13 protein-coding genes and 1 pseudogene are annotated in these 13,532 nt (G+C 57.5%); 1 reads left to right on the forward strand and 13 read right to left on the reverse strand.

Features of this window, described 5'->3' with window-relative positions:
- The first annotated feature begins 1 nt into the window (after position 1).
- Positions 2 to 388, forward strand: a complete 387-nt coding sequence (gene cueR, locus ACZ1HJ_RS03740; RefSeq protein WP_472721004.1) for a Cu(I)-responsive transcriptional regulator — start codon at positions 2 to 4, stop codon at positions 386 to 388.
- Between the two features lie 5 nt (positions 389 to 393).
- On the opposite strand, the gene ACZ1HJ_RS03745 is transcribed toward cueR, so the two are convergent.
- The 13 genes and pseudogenes from ACZ1HJ_RS03745 to ACZ1HJ_RS03805 form a co-directional block, all read right to left on the reverse strand.
- Positions 394 to 1,725, reverse strand: coding sequence for an NAD(P)/FAD-dependent oxidoreductase (locus ACZ1HJ_RS03745; protein ID WP_472721005.1), 1,332 nt, complete (start codon positions 1,723 to 1,725; stop codon positions 394 to 396).
- Positions 1,722 to 2,456: an SDR family NAD(P)-dependent oxidoreductase gene (locus ACZ1HJ_RS03750; RefSeq protein ID WP_472721006.1), complete on the reverse strand. Its 735-nt coding sequence runs from the start codon at positions 2,454 to 2,456 to the stop codon at positions 1,722 to 1,724. Before ACZ1HJ_RS03750 ends, ACZ1HJ_RS03745 begins: the two co-directional genes overlap by 4 nt.
- Positions 2,453 to 3,184 (reverse strand): SDR family NAD(P)-dependent oxidoreductase, encoded by a 732-nt coding sequence (locus ACZ1HJ_RS03755; RefSeq protein WP_472721007.1) that lies wholly within the window; start codon positions 3,182 to 3,184, stop codon positions 2,453 to 2,455. Before ACZ1HJ_RS03755 ends, ACZ1HJ_RS03750 begins: the two co-directional genes overlap by 4 nt.
- On the reverse strand, positions 3,181 to 4,371 hold the full coding sequence (locus ACZ1HJ_RS03760) for a cytochrome P450 (RefSeq protein WP_472721008.1): 1,191 nt from the start codon (positions 4,369 to 4,371) through the stop codon (positions 3,181 to 3,183). The genes ACZ1HJ_RS03755 and ACZ1HJ_RS03760 overlap by 4 nt, the downstream gene beginning before the upstream one ends.
- Positions 4,372 to 4,375: 4 nt before the next feature.
- Entirely contained in the window at positions 4,376 to 5,482 is a 1,107-nt protein-coding gene (locus ACZ1HJ_RS03765) for a mandelate racemase/muconate lactonizing enzyme family protein (RefSeq protein ID WP_472721009.1), read from the reverse strand.
- Positions 5,482 to 7,031, reverse strand: a pseudogene (locus tag ACZ1HJ_RS03770) (trimethylamine methyltransferase family protein). The gene ACZ1HJ_RS03765 and the pseudogene ACZ1HJ_RS03770 overlap by 1 nt, the downstream one beginning before the upstream one ends.
- Positions 7,028 to 8,518: an aldehyde dehydrogenase gene (locus ACZ1HJ_RS03775; protein WP_472721010.1), complete on the reverse strand. Its 1,491-nt coding sequence runs from the start codon at positions 8,516 to 8,518 to the stop codon at positions 7,028 to 7,030. The pseudogene ACZ1HJ_RS03770 and the gene ACZ1HJ_RS03775 overlap by 4 nt, the downstream one beginning before the upstream one ends.
- A complete protein-coding gene (locus ACZ1HJ_RS03780) occupies positions 8,515 to 9,423 on the reverse strand; it encodes a dihydrodipicolinate synthase family protein (RefSeq protein ID WP_472721011.1) in 909 nt (302 codons plus the stop codon). The genes ACZ1HJ_RS03775 and ACZ1HJ_RS03780 overlap by 4 nt, the downstream gene beginning before the upstream one ends.
- Entirely contained in the window at positions 9,413 to 10,117 is a 705-nt protein-coding gene (locus ACZ1HJ_RS03785) for a GntR family transcriptional regulator (protein WP_472721012.1), read from the reverse strand. The genes ACZ1HJ_RS03780 and ACZ1HJ_RS03785 overlap by 11 nt, the downstream gene beginning before the upstream one ends.
- 125 nt (positions 10,118 to 10,242) lie before the next feature.
- Entirely contained in the window at positions 10,243 to 10,833 is a 591-nt protein-coding gene (locus ACZ1HJ_RS03790; RefSeq protein WP_472721013.1) for a hypothetical protein, read from the reverse strand.
- A complete protein-coding gene (locus ACZ1HJ_RS03795) occupies positions 10,830 to 11,678 on the reverse strand; it encodes a carbon-nitrogen hydrolase family protein (protein ID WP_472721014.1) in 849 nt (282 codons plus the stop codon). The genes ACZ1HJ_RS03790 and ACZ1HJ_RS03795 overlap by 4 nt, the downstream gene beginning before the upstream one ends.
- A 3-nt stretch (positions 11,679 to 11,681) precedes the next feature.
- On the reverse strand, positions 11,682 to 12,095 hold the full coding sequence (locus tag ACZ1HJ_RS03800; protein ID WP_472721015.1) for a hypothetical protein: 414 nt from the start codon (positions 12,093 to 12,095) through the stop codon (positions 11,682 to 11,684).
- Between the two features lie 66 nt (positions 12,096 to 12,161).
- On the reverse strand, positions 12,162 to 13,526 hold the full coding sequence (locus ACZ1HJ_RS03805; protein ID WP_472721016.1) for an FMN-binding glutamate synthase family protein: 1,365 nt from the start codon (positions 13,524 to 13,526) through the stop codon (positions 12,162 to 12,164).
- Positions 13,527 to 13,532: the final 6 nt, after the last annotated feature.

Raw genomic sequence — 13,532 nt, forward strand, 5'->3', positions numbered from 1 at the left:
GATGAATATTGGGGAAGTTTCCAAACGTGTCGATATGCCGGTCAAAACCATACGATACTACGAAGATATTGGTCTGATCCGCCCGCAGAGAGACACCAACGGGTATCGCATTTTTCACAAAAACGATGCGCACAAACTCGCGTTTCTTGGGCGTGCGCGTACACTCGGGTTTTCGATTGATGACTGCCGTACATTAATGGCGCTTTACGAAGACGACACACGTGCCAGCGCGGATGTCAAACAACTGGCCCTTCTGCACCTCCAACAAATTGACCAAAAGATTACACAGCTGCAATCCATGCAAGACACCTTGTCTGATCTGGTAGAAGCCTGTGCCGGTGACAGTCGCCCGGATTGTCCAATTCTGCGGGATCTGGCCTCGGGTTAAGGTCTCTAAAGCTCTCGTCCTGCCTTGAATTCGCTCCAGCGCAGCATCGCATTGGCCCCAACATACGCCACGGGTTCAGGCGGCAAACGGGACGGTTTAGGCAATGCCAGAACCTGATCCAACAAATCGGATGTAAGACCAGAAGCAAGCTCAGCCATCAGCATGCCATGCAACGTCCCCTTCGCGACCCCTAATCCGTTTTGGCAGCACGCGGAAAAAAGGCCGTCATCCACCTCGCCCAAAGCAGGTGCACCATTGCGGCTCAGACAAAGCCGCCCGCCCCAGCTGTGTTCCATTTCGACACCCGCAAGCATGGGAAACCGCGCTTCAAAGCTCCTGATGTGATCTCGCGCCATCTTTTCTACTTTCGCTGCGCTCACCCGCATCGTGGGATCATAGCTGAAGCGATTGCGCACAACGATCCTGTCACCGCCCGTTCCTGAAATGCGCCGCACTGTGGATCCCATCGGGTCTGCCGGCGTCAGCCCCCATCGCGGCTCTCCGCCGAGCGCTTTGCATTCCTGAGCCGTCAAGGCCCGTGTCATCGAGCCATAGAGATGGATGTGCATCAAGCGACCTTTAAAGTGTCCAAAGCTGTTGGCATGCCCGTTGACGCCTAAGATAACCTTGGGTGCCGTAACTTGTCCTTTAGGCGTTCTGGCAACCCAATCACCATTCTTTTGCAGATCAACAACAGGAGAATTTTCGTATATGCGCACCCGGTTGGATTTCAAGCAACGCGCCACATCACGAATGAAAAGTGCGGGTTGTATCAACCCAGCCCCCGGAGTTCGAAGGCCGCTTTGGTAATAGCTGCTGCCTGTTAAATCTTGCATTTGTTTGGCGTCCAGCATCTCGTGAGCCTCACCTAAACTCTCAAGGTGCTTCGCATAAGACAGGTTGTGACGATGGCCATGGTCTGATGCCGCGGCATTCACTTTGCCGGGACGGTCAAACGCTTCCTTACTCAATCCAAAATCTGCTGCCATTTCCGCGGCAAATGCAATCGCGGCCCGGTTGGCAAACGCTTCGTTGCGATCCCATTCGGTGTGCCCCCCATAACCTTCGGACGTCAAATGATGGGGCAGATCAATCATGAACCCGGTGTTGCGACCCGCCGGACCTTCGGCCAGGCGCGTGGCATCCAAAAGGACGATCCGCGCATCGGGGTGCAGTTGACTTAGCCGACGCACAGCGGCCAGCCCCGCAAACCCACCGCCAATAACAAGCCAATCGGCCATGACGTTCTCGGAAAGCTGATCGGGTGTGTCTGCCGCAGGCAGAATGGCATTCCAGCCTGAAACACCTGTGTCCACAGGAAGACGGCTCACTGTCATGGCAGGCTCAATTGCGCGGTGCGGCCACCATCAATCGTGTAAGTCTGGCCGGTGACAAAACTTGCCTCGTCCGACACCAACCAGCAGATCAGCTTCGCAACATCCTCGGGTGATCCTGTGCGGCGCACCGGGTGGATGTCACCAATCTTTTCGCGGAACATCTCAGGATCCGCCATGCTGTTGACGAAATCCACGTTCAACGGGGTATCGATCCATCCAGGCGCAACGGCATTGCAACGCACCCCGTCGGGTCCGTGATCGATGGCCACCGCGCGGGTCAGCCCATGTAGCCCCGCCTTGGACGCGCAATAAGCCGGATGGCGAGGGTTTGACCCCAAGCCTTCGATCGAACCCACGTTCACGATCGCCCCGCCGCGCGCCTTCAGCATCGGCATGGCATAACGGGTCAAGAGGAAGGGCGCTGTCAGGTTGACCTGCATTTGAAAATGCCAGTCTTCAACGCTTGTTTCTTCAACCGTGCCTTCGCGCATAACGCCAGCATTGTTGATCAGGATATCCAATTCACCTGCGATCCTGTTCACATGGGTGATCACCTGCTCAGGTACGGAAGGGTCCGCAAAGTCGGCAACAATATTCTCGTGCTCTGCAGCACCGCGTTGAGCGGTGAAAACACGTGCACCCTGGTCCGCCAGCATCTTTGCCGTGGCCGCACCCATCCCGCTGGACGCTCCGGTGACCAACGCCACTTTATCCGCAAACCGCTCCGTCATCCGACCGGCTTCGCACCGTTGACTTCGATTAAAGCACCACAGACATAGCGCGCGGCGTCCGAAGCCAGAAAGGTTACCACATCCACAACATCCTCCGGTTCGGCAATCCGACCCAGGGGGACACTGGCATTCAGCTTGGCCACCGCGTCGTCAGGATCCAGGCCGCGAATGGCAAACCCCGTGCGCAGCATTGGCGTGTTCACCTCGTTCGGGCAGACCGCGTTGACCCGGATGCCCTGGCCCGCGTGATCCCGTGCAAGACACTGCGTCAGCGACGCAATCGCCGCCTTCGACATCACGTAAAGCGGATGCTCAGCCCCGGGCTGCAATCCCCAGCACGAGGACGTATTCACAATGGCTCCGCCGCCCCCTTCCGCCATGATCGGAATGGCCGCGCGGCACAGCCGAAATGGCGCTTCGACATTTACGCCCATCGTCAGGGCATAATCCGCATCTGTAGCGGTTGTGATGTCACCCCGTGTGATGACCCCGGCGTTGTTACACAGAATGTCCAGCCGCCCAAGTGCTTCAGCCGCGCGGCCGGGCAACGCATCACAGAAATCACCATCCAAAAGGTCACCGTCGAAATGGGCATCGGCCTCGACCGCGGATGTATCGCGATCTGTGACGGCAACCTTGGCTCCTTCGTCGCGCAACGCCCGTACAAGGGCTGTACCAATGCCACCGGCAGCCCCCGTGACAAGCGCGGTTTTCCCTGCAAATCTCATGCGCATACCTCATATTTTATCGGCAGTCTGATGGCCCCTGTGTTTCCACTGTCGGGCATCCATTCCGGTGATCCATCATAGGTCACTGTCAAAAAGGTTTCGCGCAGGGCTGTTAATGCTGCGGCCAGATCCGTTCGGGCCACAAAATGCCCGATGCAATGATGCGCCCCACCACCAAAACCGAAATGGCGTTTGCGCGGCAGAGTGATGTCAAACCGAGGGTCCGTGCATATCTCGGGGTCACGTGCCGATGCGTGAACCAGCAGGTGAAGAACCGTACCGCGCGGAATATTCAACCCGCCCATATCGACGTCTTCGACCGCTTCGCGGGTGGCCCATGTGGTGGTGGGGCGCGCACGAATGAACTCTTCTACTGCGGCAGGGATTAGGTTGGCATCGCGCCGCAGCGCCTGCCATTGATCCGGGTTTTCGATAAACAAAGACAGGCCCAGCCCAAGCAAAGCGCGGGTCGTATCCACGCCGCCGAAAATGGAAATTACGATCGTGTTCAGCAATTCCGCGTAGGTGCAATCGCCGTTACGGTCAAATTCATCGACCATCCGGGCAACATAGCTCGTCGTGTCTTTGCCCTGCCGAACGCGAATAACCAGCCTGTCCGCCAGATCGAACAAACGCTCGCACGCCGCATTGAACCGGTCTTCATAGCGTTGAGCCGTGATGCCCATTGCAAGCCCCAATTCCGACGCATCCCGTGCAACTGACGGCCACTCCTCTTCATTCAAACCCAAAAGCGTCGCAATCACACCGCCTGTGAAGGGATCGCTGAAGGCAGATTGAAATTCGACATGGTCCGTCTTGCGTATCTCGGCACAAAGATCGCGGGCTATCTGCAGGAACCGGGGAGCAAGCCCGATCACGTAATCGTCGCTCAGGGCAGGTACGGCCAGCGCGCGCAACCGCCGATGAGCATCCCCTTCCTGCCCGATCACCGATTGCCGCCAGAATGCGGCGAAGGGTCCGGAAATACCCACCGTGGATGGCCAGTTGTGACTGCCCTGTCGGAACCGCCTGTCGCGCAGAATTTTTCCAACCTCACGATACCGCAGCACCGCCAGACCATAGGGTGTCCGCGCGCACCAACCTGTATCCCGTGCCGCGCGCACCTCGGGTCCTCGAGTGGAAAACCCGGGATCCGCAAGGTCAAGATATGGCAGCGCTGCGTTCATCTGTTCAACGCCTATACGACGCAACCGGATCACCAAAAAGAGCGGCGTCTGGCAGAATGCCCAAACCTGGGCCTTGCGGCAGATCGATGTGACCATCCTCAATTCGAATGCCGTTTTCAGGGTCGTAACTACCATCGATGTAAGGGGCAGCCAGCCACACGCCTTCCAGCAGACGCGGATTGACCGTAGCGCCCATATGCGTGCAAGCGGCAGCAATGATGTCACCCCCCCAACTGTCATCACAGGTATGCGGAAGGTTGCGCGCCTCGCAGATATCGCGGAAGGCGGCCATTGGGTGCAGGCCGCCGATCCGGGTCAGCTTCATGCCAAACCCATCCACCAATCCTGTTCCTGCCGCCGCGATGACGGTGCTGAGATCAACGGCATTTTCGTCCATGTAAATCGCATGGCGGACCTGTGGGCGAATTTGGCGCAGCTCATCAATCGAATTACAGGGCTGTTCCATAATGAACGGGATGTCCGGGCATTCCCGGCTGACGCGCAGAGCATCCCGCGTGGTCCAGCCCCGGTTGCCATCTACCGCCAGTCGCACTTTGCCGCCGACCGTTTCCCAGACCTTGCGGATGACAGCGATATCTATCTCAACCGGCCGCCCACCCACTTTGATCTGCAACCGCTGATACCCTTCAGCCACCTTATCGGACGCCAGTTTGGCAATCTCATCAGGCTCGCCCACACCAGTGGCATAATAGGATGGCACGCGTTCTGTCACCGCTCCGCCCAACAGGTCAGCCACACGCAGCCCCGTGGCTTTACCGATCAAATCATACACGGCAATATCTATCGCCGCCTTGGCATACTTATGCCCGTTGAGCAGGCCATCCATCGCCCGGTGCAAGCTCAGCGGCGCAACATCAACCCCAATCAGGCCAGGTGCCATTTCCACCAACGCGGCGCGGGCACCTTTGGCATGGGCTTCGGCGTAGGTGGGACCAACAGGGCAGGTCTCTCCCCACCCCTCTAGCCCGGTATCCGAAACCACCCGCACCAGTGTCGTATCCAGCGACCACACCTGCGCATTGGCCATCGTGTACGGTCCGTTTTTGACGGGTAGATCGTGGGCGTAGATATGGATCTCGGCGATACGCATCAGTGCTCCTGATTCAGGGCATCTGCTGCTGGGATTTCGCGTTCGCGCCGGGCGATATAGTCCAAAAGCGCGTCATTCACGCCAGCATCCAGCTTGGGCTCTTCATAGCTGTTCAACAGATCGCGGGTGTAGGTGATCGCGCGTTCGCCCACTTCAATCCCACCTTCGGCTTGCCATTGCTCGATCGAGTTGTTGTCGAAAAGGTCCGGCATGAAGAACGCCCGCTGGAAGTTTTCCAGCGTGTGCGGGTGGCCCAGATAATGCCCACCGGGACCGATATCCGCGACCGCGGCCAACGCCTCGTCGAAATCATCCCACCGGATGCCCTCTGCCATGCGATACGCCATTGCACATTGTTCGGCATCAACAACGAATTTGGCCATGGAACAGTGCATCCCGGCCTCGTTCCAACCCGCGCTGTGCCACATGTAATTGGTGCCCGCCATTTGCAAGGCCATCAGCGTGGTGGCACTCTCATATCCTGCCTGCGCGTCAAAGGTCTTGGCCCCCCCAAAGTGTTCGAGGACCGCCAGGGGACACCATAAAACCGTGCCATCTGACCGATCATCAGGTTCATCAACGAAATCTCGGGTGTGCCTGCCATAGGCGCGCCGGATTTCATACTGACAGTGCTGAGGTAGTGCCCGTAGATCGCAGGACAGCCCTTTCGCACGACCTGTGTGTAGGCCAGAGCACTCAAGGCCTCAGCATTCAACTGTGCCACAGTGGGTGCAACGGACGCAGGCGTATTGGCCCCGCCCAGTACAAAGGGTGAGCAGAGCACCGGCTGGTTGCGTTTGCAAAAAGCCCGCATCGCCCCAAGCATGGTTTCATCCCACACAAGTGGACTGTTGCCATTGCAGTTGCCGGTGACAACGGGATGCGTCTCCAGAAATTCATCGCCGAAGAGAATGGCGCACATCTCCATCACATCCTCGGCGTTTTTCGGGCTGGTGGTCATGCCCATGAACGTTTTGTCCGAGTGTTTCATCGATGAATAGGTAATGCGCAGGTGGCGCTGGCTGATCGGGTGATCGTAAGGCTCGACAATGTGATGCGCTGAGCTGTGCATCGCGGGCAACATATGCGCTAGCTTGTGGAAATTCGCGAGGTCTTCCAGCGTCGGGTTGCGCCGCACGTCATCCAAATCGCGCAGAAACGGCGCGCCGGTCATTGGCACAAAAATCGCATGATCGCGCCCAAAGGGCAGGTTATTTACCGGATTGCGCGCATGGTACGTGAAGGTTTCGGGGATGGTCGCGATCAACTCGCGCACCAAACCGCGATCAAGATAAACATGTTCTCCAACAACCTTGGCCCCGGCCTTGCGCCAATCCTCAAGCGCGATGTCATCGCGGAAATGCACACCTACATTTTCAAGGATATGCATCGAGGCCGCATCAATGCGCTCAATCTCCTCTCCACTCATCGGCTCGGTCAGAGGAATGCCGCGTTTCAACGCCGGCAGCATGGTGAAATCCTTGGCGCGTCGCGCCGATGTACGCGCCCCACGTCCGCGACGAACCGTGCCTACTGCATCAACACTCATCCCACGTTGTCTCCTTCAGACGGATCAGAAAGATCGATCCAGATGGTTTTGAGTTGTGTGAACTGGTCATGGGCGTGGACCGAGTTATCGCGGCCACCAAAGCCCGATTGCTTGTACCCACCAAAGGGCGTCGAGATATCCCCCTCGCCATAGCAATTGACCGTTACTGTACCCGCCTTGATCTCGCGTGCAGTGCGGATTGCCTGGCGGGTATTCGCAGTAAAGACTGACGCGGCGAGACCGTAGCTTGTGTCATTGGCCAGTTGGATCGCCTCTTCGGTGCTGGCCACCTCAATCACGCTCAGTATGGGACCAAAAATCTCGTCCCGTGCCTTCTTGTCGGACGGCTTCACCTCATAGACCGTGGGGGGCACGAAATTTCCTTTGGCCTTGTCGCCAACAATCGCCTTGCCCTTCAGATAACCGCTGACTTTCTTGCAATGCTCGGCGTCGATGAGCGCTCCAAGATGGTTGGCCGGATCCAGCGGGTCACCAGTTTTCCAATCCCGAATGCGGGCGATAATGCGCTCCATCAGCGGAGCTTTCACCGCCTTGTGCACGATCAGGCGCGACGCGGCAGAGCAGTTTTCGCCCATGTTCCAGAACGCCGCGTTGACCACATGTTCGGCCACATGATCCAGGTTCTCGGCGTCTGCGAGCACGACGCAGGGGTTTTTGCCGCCGCATTCCAGCGTGACCTCTTTCATGTTGCTGTCCGCGGCGTAGCGCAGGAACCGCTTGCCGGTTTCGGTCGAGCCGGTGAAGCTCACCATGTCGACATCCATGTGCTTCCCGAGCGGTTCGCCCACCGAGGGGCCATCGCCAGGCAACACCTGCAACACACCGCGTGGGACACCCGCCATGTGGGCGATCTCGGCCAGGCGAAGGGCAGTCAGGCTGGTTTGTTCCGCAGGTTTCACGATGACCGAATTGCCCGCCGCCAACGCCGGGCCGATCTTCCACGCCATCATCAGCATCGGGAAGTTCCACGGCAGCACCACGCCTACCACGCCAATCGGCTCCCGCACGATCATGCTGATCGCGTCGTCGCCAGACGGACCGGTCTGATCGTAGATCTTGTCGACCAGTTCGGCGTGCCATTTGATCGTGTGGATCGTCTCGGGGATATCGATCTCTTCGCAATCCTTGATCGGTTTGCCACTGTCCAGGCTCTCCATCACTGCCAGTTCGCGACGGCGACGGGTGATCAGCTTGCACATCCGGATCAGCACATCCTTGCGCTCAGACGGGTGCAGGCGCGACCAATGCCCCTGATCAAACGCCTCGCGCGCCTTGCTGACGGCAAAATCCACATCCCTGGCGGTGGCGGTGCTGACCTTAGTCAGCAAATCCCCCGTTGCCGGGTTCACCGTTTCCATCATCGGGCCCGACCCCTTCTGAAATTTCCCATCGATGAACGGGGTTGCGGGCAAGTCAATCTCGGCGGCGATGGCGCCATATTCGTCGCGGGTCAGAAGGTCAGTCATGTGGCCTCTCCTTTGATCTGGGCAACGCGGGTGTTCATTGTGCGGATGACCTCCTCAAGCGCGCGTTTGTCGTCTTTGTTCAGAGGATGCAGCGGCTTACGCGGCGGGCCGCCGGGTATGCCCCGCATGGTCAGACCGTGTTTGATGCACTGGACAAACTTGCCGCCTTGCTCGAGCACTCGCATCAGCGGCAGCATCGCCGACATGATTGCGCGGCCCTTGGTAAAATCACCCTCGACCACGCAGGCACGGTAGAGCGCGATATGCGCCTCGGGCGCAAAATTCGATCCGGCACAAACCCAGCTCCGCGCACCCCAGGCAAAGAACTCCAGCGCCTGATCGTCCATCCCGCAGCTCAGCGCGATATGCGGATAATCCCGCGCCAGCATATGCAAGCGGTTGATGTCGCCCGAGCTTTCCTTGATCGCGCAGAAGTTAGAGGAGCGCCCCAACCGATCCAACGTTTCTTCATCCATGTTCACGGCCATGCGGCCTGGGTAATTATAGAGCATCACCGGCATGTCCGCGGCCCGGTCCACCGCCAGACAATGCAGCGCCACCTCGCGTCCCGTCGGGCAGGAATAGGGCGGCGTGGCGATCAACAACGCATCGGCACCGATCTTCTTGGCGGCCTTGGCATATTCGATGCTGTTTTCAGTGCGGATATCGCCCGTGCCCGCAATCATGGGCACCCGATCTTTGATCAGCTTGTGCACGTGTTTCATCATCCAGACGCGTTCATCAAAGGTTTGCGCATAGTATTCACCGGTCGTGCCAGCTACGATTATGCCGTGCACACCGGCGCCGATCAGCAATTCGACCGTGTTGGCCAGCGCTTCTTCGTTCACACTGAAATCATCATGATAGGGCGTCACGATGGGCGTGTAGATGCCTTCAAAGTGCATGTTTACGGTCCTTCATAGAAATCACATCGAGCGGCAGTGGATCCGGTGACACGAACCGCTCCAGCCGATCCCGCGACAGGTTCCAATGCTCAATGGTCAGGTCGACAGCCAGAGCAGGCTCCTGCCGTTCGATGGCGACAATCATGGCATCGTGTTGCTCGATTGCGCGTGCCACGCGCTGTTCTTCATCCTGCGACGTCGGGCGATAGAATGTCTGGCTGAGCCGCGTATGATCGATCAACATCCGCCCCAAGCTGGCCCGCAGGTAAGGGTTGTGGGACATCACACCGATCTGTTCGTGGAATGCATGGTTCAAAAGCGCCGATTGCGCCGTATCGCCCGCCTGCACGGCAATACGAAATTCTTCCTGAATGGATTTCAGCGGTGGAATTTCGTCAGACCGTCTGTTTTCGGCCGCAAGACGCGCAACATTTGCATAAATCATCGGTGCCGTCTGAAAGAACATCCGCATGACGCCCAGATCCATCGAGGCCACCTTGGCCCCGCGGTTCTGTTCAATGCGAACATATCCTTCGCCGCTCAACCGCTGAAAGACCTCGCGCATCGGCGTGCGCGAAATGCCGTAGTGATCACACAACGACACTTCATCCAGATCACTGCCCGGAGCAATATCCTGACGTAGGATGCGCATACGCAAATCGTCGATACAGGCTGACTTTTTGTCTTTTGACATCGAGATCTCCTCATTTGCATACATTTTGTATACAAAATGGATTTCGAGTCCAGAAATTTCAGCGGCCCAGGTTTTGCACTTGCATCAAAAAGATACAAAGCAAGGTCGCAAAATTTAAACAGTGATTAGCGGTATGCTGGCTCAGACGTACTGGCTTTCCAGTCTGGCTCAAAGCCCAACACTTCCGTATCCGGTGGAAGAACCGAGTTGAAGAGCTTGTTGTGTGCAACGGTTGCCTGATGCAGCAGGTTATGTTGCGCCAGGCGCCAAACCTTGCATTGCAGATCAAATTGCTGGGCATATGCGTCGAACACCAGACGACAATGACCCGCTTGATGGATCTTCGCAGCTCCTTCGGATGCCGGCGGAAACGTGGCTGTCAGGATGTCGGAAAACTCAACTGCATTTTGATAATATCCAGCCGAGAGAAACCGGATCGCTGTCTCGCGACGTTGAGCAGGGTCATTTGTCTTGGCGGACATGTGCACCAGTTCGGAGGTCACGGAATACCCGGGCGACTTGTTCATCACGGTAATGATATGGCCCATTGCCTCATCTTGGTCCGGCAGGATCACTGCAGGCATGATGGCATCATCTGGGCGTCCATCATGGTCACGCATCGACATCTGCCGCACCCGGCATTGCCACCGCAAGAAGGCTTTTCGCAACGGGTGATCGGAATAGCTTTCGCCCAACTGGGAGGCAACAGAGCTCATGCAACATTCCTTTTGGTATCGACTTCAAGAGTGAAAGGCTGATCATTATCAAGGCTCGGAATACGAGCCTCGGTCTCAGTGACCTTATCCAGATCAATCCGGGCCTGCACAACCCCCGGCAACGTGCCACCATCACTGATGACTTCGCCCCAAGGGTCAACCACCAGAGAATGGCCGTAGCTTTCACCACCTCCCGGCACAGGACCTATCGCGCAAGGCGAAACAACAAACCGCGTGGTTTCGATTGCCCGAGCCCGATTGAGAATGTGCCAATGCGCTTCACCGGTCTTGCGTGTGAAGGCCGCGGGGCAGATGATGATTTCGGCGCCATTTTGCGCAAGGCGCCTGAAAAGTTCGGGAAACCGCAGATCATAACAGATCGTATGCCCGATCCGAGCAAACGGCGTTTCATGGATCACCGCTTCGTTTCCGGGACTGACACAGGCACTTTCTCGGTAAATCTCAGTTTCCGAAAGCTGTATGTCGAACATGTGGATTTTATCGTAAGAGCTTCTGATCGCTCCTGTGTCGTCCAACATGTATCCACGATTGATGATACGCCCATCCGGGCCATCTACAGCGATTGATCCAAGGTTGACCCAGATCTGACGCTTGGCCGCGAAATCCTGCATCGCTTTGAGGAAAGGATGCGCGTTTTCGGGTGCAGACGGCGGCGTTACACGCGCACCTTCGGTTTTCAATCCGCCGCAATATTCCGGCAAAAAGAGGATGTCCGCGCCCGCTGTTGCCGCCGAATTGGCCAACGGCATCGCCTCATCCAGGGCCGATGCAAAATCAGGCATCGGCCGGGTCTGAAGGCAGGCGATATCTAACGGGCGCGGCATGGTTCAGAACTTCATATACGCCTTGCGCAGATTGACCAGCGGATGACGATCCGACATCTGGAATTTCAGCAGTAGTTCACGCGCAATCATGTCACGATCCTGCTGGTTGTCCGGCAGATCAATCGTGTCAGGCACCCGGATCCAACCGTTGTTGTTCCTGTCAAACACGGCTGGGGCACCTTCTTCGTAGCCCATGTGCACGTCTTCAAGCCAGTTCAGATCGTCCCAGCCCATCACTTCCATGTACTTTTCCAAGTAGGGCGTGATGCGGTTGTAATCAGGCACAAGGTTTACGTCATAGCGATAGCCAATGTGCTGACCGATTTCTTTTTCGCGCTCCGAGCCAAGGCCGTCGGCGTCATTCAGGAACTGATCGACATCGGTGATTTCCGAGCCGCGGTACTGTGTTCCAGCCATTTGGTTTCTCCTTTCGGATGGTGGGTCCCGCCCGGCAACCAGGTCACCGGTCGGACGATCCACACATTAGAGGTGGTGATAATCTTCGATGCCGACTGTATGGTTGGTGCCCGCAAGGGGAACACCCGCCATGGCCGAAGCCTCCATCGTAAGCGCGGCCAAATCCTCGGGCTCCAACGAGTGGAGATAGGTTTTACCGCAGGCACGGGCAAAGAGCTGTGCCTCGATGGTGAGCGTGTGTAGGAAATTATATACACGCTCTGCTGCCGCATCGGGATCAAGACGCTCGCGCAGTTTCGGGTCTTGCGTCGCAACGCCAACCGGGCAGCGGCCCGTGTGGCAGTTGTAGCAATAACCCGGCTCTGCACCGATTTCCTCGGGGTAGTTCGCCTCGGGGATGTCCTTGTTGCAGTTCAGCGCCATCATAGCCGAGTGGCCGATCGCGATGGCATCTGCGCCCAAAGCAATCGCCTTGGCCACGTCGGCACCGTTCCGGATACCGCCCGCGTAAACCAGCGTGATGTCACCGCGTTTGCCCAGATCATCAATCGCTTTACGCGCCTGACGAATGGCCGCCATGCCGGGCACACCTGTGTCTTCGGTCGCAAGGTGCGGACCTGCGCCCGTGCCGCCTTCCATACCGTCGATATAGATGCTGTCAGGGTCACACTTCACCGCCATCCGCACGTCGTCATAGACGCGGCTCGCACCCAGCTTGAGCTGGATCGGGATTTGCCAATCGGTTGCTTCGCGAATCTCCTGGATTTTCAGGGCCAGATCGTCCGGTCCCAGCCAGTCAGGGTGACGGGCAGGTGAGCGTTGGTCGATACCGGCAGGCAGCGAACGCATCTCGGCAACCTGGTCGGTCACTTTCTGACCCATCAGGTGACCACCAAGGCCAACCTTACAGCCCTGACCGATGAAGAATTCACAGCCATCCGCCAGAACCAGGTGGTTCGGGTTGAAGCCATAACGCGACTGAATGCACTGGTAGAACCATTTGGAGCTATAGCGGCGCTCATCCGGGATCATCCCACCTTCGCCAGAACACGTTGCCGTACCGGCCATGGTGGCACCACGTGCCAAAGCAGTCTTCGCTTCATATGAAAGCGCGCCGAACGACATACCGGTGATGTAGACCGGGATATCCAGTTCCAGCGGCGTCTTGGCGCGGGGGCCAATCACCGTCTTGGTTTCGCATTTCTCACGGTACCCTTCGATCACGAAACGCGTCAGCGTGCCAGGCAGGAAGGTCAGATCATCCCAGTGAGGGATTTTCTTGAAGAGCGAGAAGCCCCGCATCCGGTAGCGGCCAAGTTCAGACTTGATGTGGATGTCATCCATCACCGCTGGCGGGAAGATAAAGCTGTCACCGATGCGGTTTACATCGCGCGCCAGCGCTGGTTTTTTGGGCAGATCACCGTCAGCCATAATTCT

This window comes from Roseovarius sp. JB2-10, from assembly GCF_055693585.1.

What these genes read in the sequence shown, in the direction of transcription:
- ACZ1HJ_RS03805 (WP_472721016.1), bottom strand. Translation starts at nt 13,526, where the DNA reads ATGGCTGACGGTGATCTGCCCAAAAAACCAGCGCTGGCGCGCGATGTA.
- ACZ1HJ_RS03795 (WP_472721014.1), bottom strand. Translation starts at nt 11,678, where the DNA reads ATGCCGCGCCCGTTAGATATCGCCTGCCTTCAGACCCGGCCGATGCCT.
- ACZ1HJ_RS03780 (WP_472721011.1), bottom strand. Translation starts at nt 9,423, where the DNA reads ATGCACTTTGAAGGCATCTACACGCCCATCGTGACGCCCTATCATGAT.
- ACZ1HJ_RS03800 (WP_472721015.1), bottom strand. Translation starts at nt 12,095, where the DNA reads ATGGCTGGAACACAGTACCGCGGCTCGGAAATCACCGATGTCGATCAG.
- ACZ1HJ_RS03790 (WP_472721013.1), bottom strand. Translation starts at nt 10,833, where the DNA reads ATGAGCTCTGTTGCCTCCCAGTTGGGCGAAAGCTATTCCGATCACCCG.
- ACZ1HJ_RS03750 (WP_472721006.1), bottom strand. Translation starts at nt 2,456, where the DNA reads ATGACGGAGCGGTTTGCGGATAAAGTGGCGTTGGTCACCGGAGCGTCC.
- ACZ1HJ_RS03760 (WP_472721008.1), bottom strand. Translation starts at nt 4,371, where the DNA reads ATGAACGCAGCGCTGCCATATCTTGACCTTGCGGATCCCGGGTTTTCC.
- ACZ1HJ_RS03745 (WP_472721005.1), bottom strand. Translation starts at nt 1,725, where the DNA reads ATGACAGTGAGCCGTCTTCCTGTGGACACAGGTGTTTCAGGCTGGAAT.
- ACZ1HJ_RS03765 (WP_472721009.1), bottom strand. Translation starts at nt 5,482, where the DNA reads ATGCGTATCGCCGAGATCCATATCTACGCCCACGATCTACCCGTCAAA.
- ACZ1HJ_RS03755 (WP_472721007.1), bottom strand. Translation starts at nt 3,184, where the DNA reads ATGAGATTTGCAGGGAAAACCGCGCTTGTCACGGGGGCTGCCGGTGGC.
- ACZ1HJ_RS03775 (WP_472721010.1), bottom strand. Translation starts at nt 8,518, where the DNA reads ATGACTGACCTTCTGACCCGCGACGAATATGGCGCCATCGCCGCCGAG.
- cueR (WP_472721004.1), top strand. Translation starts at nt 2, where the DNA reads ATGAATATTGGGGAAGTTTCCAAACGTGTCGATATGCCGGTCAAAACC.
- ACZ1HJ_RS03785 (WP_472721012.1), bottom strand. Translation starts at nt 10,117, where the DNA reads ATGTCAAAAGACAAAAAGTCAGCCTGTATCGACGATTTGCGTATGCGC.